Genomic DNA, 9955 nt, shown 5'->3' with positions numbered 1-9955 from the left:
TTACTATAACTCCATCTTTAATCAAAAATTGTATTCCAGAAATAAATTCCGATTCGGATATTGCTCCGTCTGCCCACCATCCGGCATTATTCTTTACCCAAGCTGGAACACCTTCAGCACTTACAAACGAAGTGATTGAACCAACTAGTAAAATTGCGGCTATTGTGGCAATTAATGTTTTCATAAGTAAAACTCTAACTTGTAATATTTAAAATGGTGCCAATCATGTCCCTAGTGCTAATTAATCACCAGAAAAATGAAAGAGCTAGTGCCAAACACAATTAAAAGAACTCGCCTTTTTAAGCAAACAGAATGAAAATTCAAAAGTGCCAAACACAAAATCGTTTTTTCATACTGAAAAACACAAAATATCCGAAAAAGAAATTATTGAATTTGTATTTCAACGATTTCATGAGGTAAAAAGAATAAACAAGATAAAGAACTTGATATCATTTCATACTGCCAATAAATACATGCTGATGGCACATGATCAAAATGAATTAAAAATACTGGGAGACATAATTGCAAGTAATAAGAAAATTCCATTTTCAGAGATAATAGACGAGTATGAGAATCACCTAAAACTTGCAATGTCAAAAAGCCCAACAACCAAAACACATACAAATGTAATTATGCATATTTTTGGATACTTTCTAAAACATCTAAATCGAAATGAAAAACAGATATTTTTTGACAGATTAGAACAATACAGAGTAGGAAAAACAACTTTAGGCAAGATTCTATTTGAAATAAATGATGTATCTTATCGTTTTGATAATACATATCTTGCAAGTCAGACATATTTTTTATTATATTCAGATATTGATTCTAAACCATTATTTCAGCCAAACAATCAAAGAAAATATGAATAAGTTAACTTTTTATTTCTAGCATGTCTAAATACAAAAAAACATTATTCATATTTCGGCGAGATTTAAGATTAGAAGACAATACAGGATTAATTTATGCTTTAAAAAATTCTAACGAGGTAATCCCATGTTTCATTTTAGATATAGATATTTTAGGTAATTTAAAAAAATCTAGATTAAGAATAAAATTTCTCAATGAATCATTAAAGGATCTTAATGAACAATTAATCAAAAGAAAAACCAATCTCAGAATATTCAGAGGTAGATCAGAAGAAATTATTGAGAAAATAATTTTAGAGAATAAAATTGACGGGGTTTTTTTAAATGGTGACTATACCAAATTTGCGCAATTAAAAGAAAACAAAATCAAAAAAATATGTAATCAAAAAAAATATAGGTTTTAACAAATTTGCAGATTATTTATTGCATGTTCCAGATGAAATACATACAAAGGAACAAAAACCATACACAGTATATTCATATTTTTATAAAACTGCAAAAACAATTCCAGTTAGAAACAAGATAAAAAATAATTTTAGAAATTATAGTTTCGATAAAATTAAAAACGACAATTCATTAGAAATTACAATAGATAATAAAGAAAAAATGGAAGGTGGACGAAGAAACGCCTTAAAGATTTTAAAAAACATTTCAGAATACAAAAATTATCAAAAAACTAGAGATTATCCAGGATTAGATAAAACAACTAAATTATCTGCTCATATAAGATTTGGAACAATATCTGTTCGGGAAGCATATCAAGCAATAAAAGAAAATTTAGGCATAGATCACATCTTAATTAATCAATTATACTGGAGAGAATTTTTTACCTACGTTCTTCATCATTTCCCAAATTCAAAATCTGAAACTTTTAAGAAAAAATTTAGAAAAATACCGTGGAGTACCAACAAGCAAGAGTATCATACTTGGTGTAAAGGTGAAACAGGATTTCCAATAGTAGATGCTGGAATGAGACAATTAAACAAAACAGGATTTATGCACAATAGAGTTAGAATGATCGTAGCATCATTTCTGACTAAAGATATGCATATAGACTGGAAGTTGGGGGAAAGGTATTTTGCAGAAAAACTAGTAGATTATGATCCTGCGGTGAATGCAGGAAACTGGCAATGGGCTGCATCCACTGGATGTGATGCAGTACAATACTTTAGAATATTCAACCCATGGATACAACAAGAGAAATTTGATTCAAATTGTAATTATATTAAAAAATGGGTTCCAGAATTAGAAACACTTCAACCTAAACACATACATAATCTTTGGAAAAAATATCCTGAAGGATTAACATACCCAAAACCAATTCTGAACCACAAGATTGAATCAAACAAGACAAAAATTATTTTTAAAAATCAGAAATAATTAAAAAATTAAATTGGTTTACCTTTGTATTGATAATCAATTACCTTATGGAAAGTATTATGAGAGGAGATAATTGCAATTACAGTAACAAAGATTCCAATAAAATTTCTAATTGTAATTACATCATTTGGATGTGAAGCGATGATAGAAGTATCAAAAATAACATAAAAATTATCAAACGACCAAAATGCTAGGGTAATCCAAGATAAAATACCACTAATAATAAATCCCAAACGAGTTTTACTTTTGACAAAAATTATTCCAGATATAATACCGATATACCACATAGTTCCAGCTGCAAGCCAAACAGTACTATAAACATCAGGTCTGTCATCTAACCAATAGTAGGTGGTTCCAATAATCGACATTGCAATTAAAGATCCAAGTAAAAGTTTTTGATTGATTTTAAAACCAGTTTTTTCTTCTCTTCGATTTATCACGGGAGGACTATCCCTCATTTCTTTTGTTGCGATATCAATTGATTCTCTAACAGATTTTAACCGTAGTGGAATTATATCAGTAATGGAATTTTCATGTACTATAGTATCATGAACAAGACTATCAATTAACGGTCTTGCCAATGAAGCCTTTACTGGGGTAATTAGATCTACCCAATACGATGAAAGTCTAGTGGTTAGAAAAGGAATTTGAATTACAAAGAGATTTTTATTTAAATAAGCAGAATAAACTCGCATCAATTCCTCATATGTCATTATATCAGGGCCACCAATTTCATAAATTTTACCACTTGTTTGCGGATGAGTCATACAGCCCACAAGATATTCTATTACATCATCAACTGCGATTGGTTGCGCAAGAGACTTTACCCAAGAGGGTGTAACCATTATTCGTAATCGTTCTACAAGATATCGAAGCATTGCATATGATCCTCCTTGAGAACCGATAATCAATGAGGCACGTAATTGAGTAACTGGAATATTGCCTGATGCCAAAATTTCTCCAACATCTTTTCTGCTTTGCATATGCGGAGATAATTCTAAACTATCATTTACTAAACCGCCAAGATAAATTATTCTTTTAACATTGGCTTTAGTGGCAGCTTTAAGAAAATTTTGAGCCTGGATTCTTTCTCGAGATGCAAATTCTCTCCAATGCCCTTTATCTCCTTCCATTGAATGAAGTAGATAATATACCACTTCAGTTCCAGACATGGCTTCTTCTAACTGTTCAACATCAAAAACATCTGCTTGAACATACTTTACATTTGGAATATCTTCAAGTTTTTTTCTACTCATCCCTTTTACGGTGAAACCAGATGAGGATAATTTTGATATAAGACGAGACCCAATAAAACCAGTTGCACCAGTTACCAAAATTGAGTATGGTTTTAATTGGGAATACGGAATATCAATAATTTCTTGATTCATAAAATTATTTCACCAGTGTAATCATAGATATCATGAAATTTGTAGAAGGAGTATTTGCAAATAAATTAGTAAAATCATAAGCCATCATGCATAATTTTAATAGAATTAATTATTTAAACTAGTGCTATTCTAAAATTCTAGTGCTAAAAATTTATCTCTATTCAATTTTTTATGCTCATTTTTTGTTGAACTCTTTTTTTTAATTATTATTTAGCACTAGAAACTAGGGTTAGCATTAATTAAATACCAAGATAGGCATAAGCAAATATGGTTTACATTAGGGCAAAAAAAGTAAAATCAGATAATTACTTATATTTGGTAAAAAGCGTGTGGGATTCTAAAAAAAATACATCAAAACAAGAAATCGTAAAATATTTGGGTAAAGCATCAGAAGTAATAAAAGAAGATATACCAATTGAATTTAGAAACGATTCAAAAATTTTAGCTGTGTTAGCATCACACAATCCAAAAGACATAGAAAAAAGAGAAGAATCAACAAAAAAATCAAAACAGATGTTATACAAAAAATTAACAGAGGGGGATATTCAGTCATCTGTAAAAATTTATCAAGAATATATCAAAATATTTAATCCAGGGGATTTCTTTGATAAGATTTTAAGACCAGTAATGTACAAAATAGGAGAAGACTGGGCAAGTAACACAATAAGCATTGCTACAGAACATGTGGCAAGTAATGTAGCACAAACACTAGTAAAAATAATAATGGATGAAGTGACAGGTGCTGCAAACAAAAAGAAAATTCTTGTGTGTGTTCCATTAGGAGAAGAGCATCATTTAGGATGTGATGTATTAGAAACATATCTTTCAATTAAGGGTTTTAAAGTATACAATATAGCTACATCAATTCCCACAGAATCAATACTCAGTTTTATTGAATACAATAAACCAGACATAGTATTAATTTCAATTACTCTTGAAGACAACATATCTGCAGGACAAAGATTAGTTAAAAAAATTAAAGAACAATATGACGTTCCAATTTTAGTGGGAGGGTATGCATTTCAATCAGAAAAAGTCCATAAATTTAATGCCAAAGTCATTCCAGATGTAAATCTAGAAGAAATTCCAAGAATACTAAGGGCTGCATAATTCAAATATAATAAAAAAATCTCAAGATAGTTTCTTGTCTAGGTATTTTACAATTTTAGGATGACATAGAATCGAACTATGCGCTGCAGAGTCAGTTCCAATTCCATAACTCACAGTAGAGTCGCCTACAAAAAATAAGCCTTTGATTCCTGGAATTTGATGAGGCATTTTAGATTTCCATACCATCCCAGGCTCTTTTACTACAGATTCAACTAAGTTCCATGCCATAGGTCTCTCCCAAATTAAAGAAGAGGTGAAGTTTGGATAAATTATAGATATTTCCTTTTTCATATCATCAACAATTTGTTTAATTTTTTGTGGATCCTCTGCTACCAATGAAGATACAGGAGTGCCAGTAATCATCAAGTGTTCACCTAATGGGGATACAGAGGGGGCAATATTTGAGATAAAAAAAATGCCTTTTGTAACGTAATTATCGCCAACTGGAAATACAACTTGTCTAGAGTCTAATTTGGAATTGAGAGCAAAGTGGACTTCTACTACAGATGTTTTTTTATTTAATCGATCTATTTTTTTAATAAATTTATCATCGATGATATTTTTTTCAAATAATTCATTTAATGCTAGATATGCAGGATATGATACAACAACACAGTTAGTTTTAATGAGTTTATCATCAAAAGTAACTATCCCAGTTACTACAGAATTTTCTATTACAATTCTCTTAACTGATGTATTTAGATTAATTTCACCATTTTTTTCTTGTATGAAATTAGCTAAAACTTTCGAAATAGAATCATAGCCGCCATCAACAGGATAAGCAAATTCACTTGTGCCACCTTTGAATGGATTTGCTCGAATTATGGTCCTTGCAAATTCACCTAATGATATATGTTCAGAGGAATCAGCAAATGCCAGCATACATACAGCTTCAAAAAAAGCATTAGATTTAGGATCTAGATTTTTAGTTACTTCAGTTAAAGAAAGATTATCCCTAGATTCAGTTTTTTGCATTGATGCAAATGCCATAGGGAGTAGTATTTTCAACAAAGAAATTCTACTCTTAAAAGGAATTAATGAAAGTCGCAGCAAATCACCCATACCCTTTGGATACTTGTGAAACCCAGTATCAGAAAAAAATGAAATTTTATCCACAGTTGTAAGATTTAATCTGTTCTCGATACCTACCAATTTTAAAACTGTAAAAATTGCAGATTTTTTGTAAAAGGGCATTATATGAAAACCATTATCTAAAATATGATTTCTGAATTTCATAGAAACAGTTCTACCTCCTAATTTTGAATTCTTTTCAACTATTTTCACAGCATAGCCTTCATTAGCAAGAAGTGTTCCAGTGGTCAAACCCCCTATTCCGGTACCTATTATGCAAATTGGTTTTACCATATTTTTGTTTGATTTTAAATTATTTATACAAGTGCTAACTAAATTTAATAGTGCTAACTACTACTCATTATTAAAATTTTCAGAATGAACTTTAATCTCAGCTACCTTGATAAATTCCCCCATAACTGAAGACATTCTCTTAATAATGTAATTATTTAGAAAACTAAAACCATTCATGAATCCAAAAAATTTTAGATATACATCAATAATTATCGCAGTACCAATTTCTGATTTTTTATATGATTCAATAAAAAATGAACCTTTTAGAGGGCCACTCAAGATGAAAACATAATGAAGACTTGGAGGAATAATAACATGTTTTGTTTTAACACTAGTACTAAATCCAAGAAATTTTATTTTTTCAATTACAATTTTTTCACTTTTATCATTTTTAATTATTTTTAGAGATTTAAAATTATTTGGCAAAATATGATGAAAATTTTTAATGTCTACACTTATCTCAAAAATTTTATTTGGAGGCAATACAGAATTTTGGATAAGTCTAAATTCATTCAATTTGAACTCGTACTTTCAAGAAATTCAAATATGTTAGAACGAATTATTTTGACTTGAGGAAAAATCTTTTGTAAGTTATTTGATAATAACGCCAAAGAAGATTTTACACCGTCTGTTTTTTCAGGATCTGTACCAGGATATAATCTAACGGTGGTTTTTTCTTTGGTTGTAGAAATTTCGATTAAAAATTCTTGATGAGATTCATCAATAACCACTGTGGGGAATAAAGCAGAGAGGCCATTTTGTTCAACAAAGATAGATGAGATTTTAATCAATATTGGAGTTTTTTGGAAAATAGGTACAAAATTTTTAGAAAAATCGAATAAATCGATTTTTTTATCAAATACCACATGAGGCATAATACACTACCGTTATGCATTGCTGATATTTATTAAAAAAGTTAATAGCCCATAGTGCCAACAAATATTGATTTTACTTGATTTTTACATTCAAGTTAGCACTAGTTATGATTTTTTTGGTATCTTATATAGAATTAAAAAAAATAAGATTATGAATCAAGAAAAACAATACAAAGAACCTATGAGCGGTAAAAAATTATTTGTCATCATAGGTGCTGTAATGATAGGTACAGTAGTTGCAGGGTTAGTTTTATTTACAAATTTTCTATAGTAAATAAAATTTTTTTATTTTATTATGAAAAAGATCCTAGAACAATAAATAAAATAAGTAAACATTTGCAAATTAAAATTTAGCACTAGTTATTTTTTTTAAATTATTAATATACTTCAAGTTAATAGAAGTATTGTATTAGTATATGATGCAAAAAACAGATTCTCAAAAAATTGAAACTATACTTAATGATACAAAGATTCCAATAAGACTGGCTTGTATCACATCAGCAGGATACCCTGTAGTAATTTCTTTATGGTATATTATGGAAAATGGAAAAATTTATTGTGCAACCCAAAAAAAGGCAAAAATTGTATCATATTTGAAAAATAATCCAACAGTTGGATTTGAAATTGCAGCTGATAATCCACCCTATAAAGGAATTAGAGGTTATGGTCAAGCAAAAATAGTAGAAAGTATTGGAGAAAATATTTTGAATATTTTAATTGACAAGTATTTGGGTAAAAAAATTTCTACGTTGTCAGAATTCTTAAAAAGAAATTCAGATACAGAAGTTGCAATTGAAATAACACCTAAAAAATTAAACACCTATGATTACTCTAAACGAATGAAAGATGTATGAATAATGAAAGATGAAGGATGCCCCACGTGCTCTTCTAAAAATTTTGGAGTGCTTGAAATAATTAAAGAAAATAATGATTCATCTAAATGGAAAATGCAGTGCTACAACTGTAAAAAATTTTGGTTTTCATTAAATCATTAATTCATAATCAGTGATCAATAGTAAACCACGGTAAGTCGTACAATTACCACTAGTAAAATTTTCAATTGTTGTTTATATGATTAAAACACGTATTACATCTAAGATGCAACAATTAGATAATCTTAGCACTATTGGAGAAAAAGATTTCTTGCAACAAAGGTTGAAGAATTGTTAACAAAGTTAGTTCACCAGAGTAGTTGTAAGAGAAGCAATGTCATTACAGATGAGATTACTGGTGAAATAGCATGTAGTAGTTGTGGGGTGGTTTTAGCTGAAAAGTCTTGGGAAACAAGACTAGAGAATTCAGGATTTACTGATGATGGGTATTTGAATAGTAGAGTGGGTGGAAGAATTTCCTTAAAGATGGCAGACAGAGGCTTACCAACAATAATTGAAGCACAAAATAAAGATTCTACAGGCAAATCAATTTCAAGCAAAATCGTATTTTGTTTTATCGTTTACGTATGTGGGATAGAAATAGTAGATCCTCGAGTTCATCAACTCAATCATTTCAAAAGGCATTTACATTACTTGATGGATTGAGAGCAAAATTAGGATTACCTGAGTCAGTAGTAGAACAAACAGCTTATTGGTTTAGAAAAATTTCTGCAAAAAAAATACTAGGAGGGAGATCAACAGTAGTAATTCTTTGCGCTACAACTTACATAGTATGTAGATTAACCAACACGCCTAGAACTATTCATGATATTGCAGATGCCGGAAATGTAAAAACCAAACATCTACAAAGAATTTACAGATTTCTAGTAAAAGAATTAGATATTCATCCAATTGCATACAAACCAGATGAATTTGTAACAAGACTTGCCAAAGCTACTAGTGTGTCAGAGAAAACTCAGAGGTTAGCTTTTAAAATTCTCAGTATTGCTGAAAAAAAAGGAATTACAACTAGCAAAAATCCAATGTCAATGGCAGCTGCAGTAGTTCATTTGGCATCACTAAAAAACAAAGAAAAAGTTTCACAGTTGAAAATTTCCGAGGTATCAGGAATTAGTGCAGTTACAATCAGAGATAGATCTAAAGAAATCACAAAATGCATTGGAGGTGAAATTTAATGGGTAGAACATGTAGAGGAATATGCCAAATGCACAAGGCAGAACCAGTTCCTAACAAGATTCGATATGAAATTGGACAGAAGAGATGTACTTTCTGCGGAATATTTTTGTCAGTAGATGATACAAGATGTATCTGTTGCAAGGCAGTTTTAAGAACAAGGGCCAGAGGAAAGAAAAACTAGAGAACTAGTTTATTTCATTTTTTAGTTGATTCAAAAAAGATTCTAATATTTTAGTCCGTTTTTTAGCCTCAGTTTTACCTGATTTTGTATTCATAAGAGACTCCAATTTGAGTAATTTACGATAAAAGTGATCCAGAGTCCAAACTTTGTCATTTGGGGCCCTATGGTTACAGAAAGGATCTGAAATGTTGTAAAATGGTCTTTTTTCAGAGCCTCCAACAGCAAACACCCTAGCAATCCCTATTGCCCCAAGGGCATCTAGTCTGTCGGCATCTTGGAGAATTTTACCTTCTATAGTTTTAGGGGTTTTATTTTGAGAAAAACTATGATCACGAATTGCATCAGAAATTATCTGAATCTCTTGTTTTGTATAATCAAATTTTTTTAAAATCTTTTTTGATTTTTCTGCACTTTTTACAGATGATAATTTAGAGCGTTTATCAGATTTTGGATAAGATACAATATCGTGTAATAAAACAGCGCTTAAAACGAGTTTTTCATTAACTTTTTCTTTTTTACAAATACGTTGAGCGTTTTTGAAAACCCTCATGACATGTTCAAAATCATGTGCAGTATCATTAGACATTAGAATACATACTTCATTTTTTAACGATTCAATCACATTCATTTTAAAATCTCCATAATTTGGGTTTTACAAATTTTAATTTTTTATGTGTTATTAAATGGGCCCAATTAATAGAAGTAAAAAATATAACAG

General features: G+C 29.9%; 13 protein-coding genes and 1 pseudogene. 8 read left to right on the top strand and 6 right to left on the bottom strand.

Annotated elements, in window-relative coordinates; genetic code table 11:
• Positions 1 to 184, bottom strand: a pseudogene (locus BG20_RS08115) (peptidase); the annotation flags it as partial.
• A gap of 142 nt (positions 185 to 326) precedes the next feature.
• Here BG20_RS08115 and BG20_RS08110 point away from each other — a divergent pair.
• Genes BG20_RS08110 through BG20_RS08105 form a run of 3 tightly spaced genes read left to right on the top strand, consistent with a single transcriptional unit; the run spans position 327 to position 2249 of the window.
• Positions 327 to 872, top strand: coding sequence for a DUF1722 domain-containing protein (locus tag BG20_RS08110; RefSeq protein WP_010193462.1), 546 nt, complete (start codon positions 327 to 329; stop codon positions 870 to 872).
• A 20-nt stretch (positions 873 to 892) separates the two neighbouring features.
• A complete protein-coding gene (locus BG20_RS12870) occupies positions 893 to 1273 on the top strand; it encodes a deoxyribodipyrimidine photo-lyase (RefSeq protein WP_010193461.1) in 381 nt (126 codons plus the stop codon).
• Positions 1274 to 1292: 19 nt separating this feature from the next.
• Positions 1293 to 2249 (top strand): cryptochrome/photolyase family protein, encoded by a 957-nt coding sequence (locus BG20_RS08105; protein ID WP_010193458.1) that lies wholly within the window; start codon positions 1293 to 1295, stop codon positions 2247 to 2249.
• A gap of 8 nt (positions 2250 to 2257) precedes the next feature.
• Here BG20_RS08105 and BG20_RS08100 read toward each other — a convergent pair whose 3' ends face one another.
• Positions 2258 to 3637: an NAD(P)H-binding protein gene (locus tag BG20_RS08100; protein WP_010193455.1), complete on the bottom strand. Its 1380-nt coding sequence runs from the start codon at positions 3635 to 3637 to the stop codon at positions 2258 to 2260.
• A gap of 267 nt (positions 3638 to 3904) precedes the next feature.
• Between BG20_RS08100 and BG20_RS08095 the strand changes: the two genes are divergently transcribed.
• Positions 3905 to 4747: a cobalamin B12-binding domain-containing protein gene (locus BG20_RS08095; RefSeq protein ID WP_010193453.1), complete on the top strand. Its 843-nt coding sequence runs from the start codon at positions 3905 to 3907 to the stop codon at positions 4745 to 4747.
• 21 nt (positions 4748 to 4768) lie between these two features.
• Here the strand turns inward: BG20_RS08095 and BG20_RS08090 are convergent, their stop codons facing one another.
• The 3 genes from BG20_RS08090 to BG20_RS08080 are packed head-to-tail and all read right to left on the bottom strand — an operon-like array spanning position 4769 to position 6987.
• Positions 4769 to 6112 (bottom strand): phytoene desaturase family protein, encoded by a 1344-nt coding sequence (locus tag BG20_RS08090; protein ID WP_010193451.1) that lies wholly within the window; start codon positions 6110 to 6112, stop codon positions 4769 to 4771.
• Positions 6113 to 6172: 60 nt separating this feature from the next.
• Complete coding sequence (locus BG20_RS08085) at positions 6173 to 6628, bottom strand: hypothetical protein (protein WP_010193449.1); 456 nt, start codon at positions 6626 to 6628, stop codon at positions 6173 to 6175.
• The gene (locus tag BG20_RS08080) at positions 6625 to 6987 is read right to left on the bottom strand and encodes a hypothetical protein (RefSeq protein WP_010193447.1); all 363 of its coding nucleotides are present in this window, start codon (positions 6985 to 6987) and stop codon (positions 6625 to 6627) included. Before BG20_RS08080 ends, BG20_RS08085 begins: the two co-directional genes overlap by 4 nt.
• A 416-nt stretch (positions 6988 to 7403) precedes the next feature.
• Here BG20_RS08080 and BG20_RS08070 point away from each other — a divergent pair, with 416 nt between their 5' ends.
• From BG20_RS08070 to BG20_RS08060, 4 genes are all read left to right on the top strand, one after another.
• Positions 7404 to 7841 carry a pyridoxamine 5'-phosphate oxidase family protein gene (locus BG20_RS08070; protein WP_081477556.1) on the top strand — a complete coding sequence of 146 codons (438 nt, stop codon included), beginning with the start codon at positions 7404 to 7406 and terminating at the stop codon, positions 7839 to 7841.
• A gap of 309 nt (positions 7842 to 8150) precedes the next feature.
• On the top strand, positions 8151 to 8525 hold the full coding sequence (locus tag BG20_RS13370; protein ID WP_238527568.1) for a transcription initiation factor IIB family protein: 375 nt from the start codon (positions 8151 to 8153) through the stop codon (positions 8523 to 8525).
• Positions 8447 to 9055, top strand: a complete 609-nt coding sequence (locus tag BG20_RS08065) for a transcription initiation factor IIB (protein WP_238527567.1) — start codon at positions 8447 to 8449, stop codon at positions 9053 to 9055. Before BG20_RS13370 ends, BG20_RS08065 begins: the two co-directional genes overlap by 79 nt.
• Complete coding sequence (locus tag BG20_RS08060; RefSeq protein ID WP_007401202.1) at positions 9055 to 9237, top strand: hypothetical protein; 183 nt, start codon at positions 9055 to 9057, stop codon at positions 9235 to 9237. Before BG20_RS08065 ends, BG20_RS08060 begins: the two co-directional genes overlap by 1 nt.
• 4 nt (positions 9238 to 9241) lie before the next feature.
• Here BG20_RS08060 and BG20_RS08055 read toward each other — a convergent pair whose 3' ends face one another.
• Entirely contained in the window at positions 9242 to 9865 is a 624-nt protein-coding gene (locus tag BG20_RS08055) for an HD domain-containing protein (protein WP_010193442.1), read from the bottom strand.
• Positions 9866 to 9955 lie beyond the last annotated feature (90 nt).

The organism is Candidatus Nitrosarchaeum limnium BG20 (genome assembly GCF_000241145.1).
Lineage (GTDB): Archaea > Thermoproteota > Nitrososphaeria > Nitrososphaerales > Nitrosopumilaceae > Nitrosarchaeum > Nitrosarchaeum limnae.
The sequence above is the reverse complement of the archived record's forward strand: the minus strand, read 5'-3'. Positions and strand labels throughout refer to the sequence as shown.

Bases quoted from the DNA above. Each gene is read 5' to 3' on its own strand.
- BG20_RS08080 (WP_010193447.1), bottom strand. From the start codon at position 6,987: ATGCCTCATGTGGTATTTGATAAAAAAATCGATTTATTCGATTTTTCT.
- BG20_RS08100 (WP_010193455.1), bottom strand. From the start codon at position 3,637: ATGAATCAAGAAATTATTGATATTCCGTATTCCCAATTAAAACCATAC.
- BG20_RS08055 (WP_010193442.1), bottom strand. From the start codon at position 9,865: ATGAATGTGATTGAATCGTTAAAAAATGAAGTATGTATTCTAATGTCT.
- BG20_RS08060 (WP_007401202.1), top strand. From the start codon at position 9,055: ATGGGTAGAACATGTAGAGGAATATGCCAAATGCACAAGGCAGAACCA.
- BG20_RS08090 (WP_010193451.1), bottom strand. From the start codon at position 6,112: ATGGTAAAACCAATTTGCATAATAGGTACCGGAATAGGGGGTTTGACC.
- BG20_RS08095 (WP_010193453.1), top strand. From the start codon at position 3,905: ATGGTTTACATTAGGGCAAAAAAAGTAAAATCAGATAATTACTTATAT.
- BG20_RS12870 (WP_010193461.1), top strand. From the start codon at position 893: ATGTCTAAATACAAAAAAACATTATTCATATTTCGGCGAGATTTAAGA.
- BG20_RS08070 (WP_081477556.1), top strand. From the start codon at position 7,404: ATGATGCAAAAAACAGATTCTCAAAAAATTGAAACTATACTTAATGAT.
- BG20_RS08065 (WP_238527567.1), top strand. From the start codon at position 8,447: ATGTGGGATAGAAATAGTAGATCCTCGAGTTCATCAACTCAATCATTT.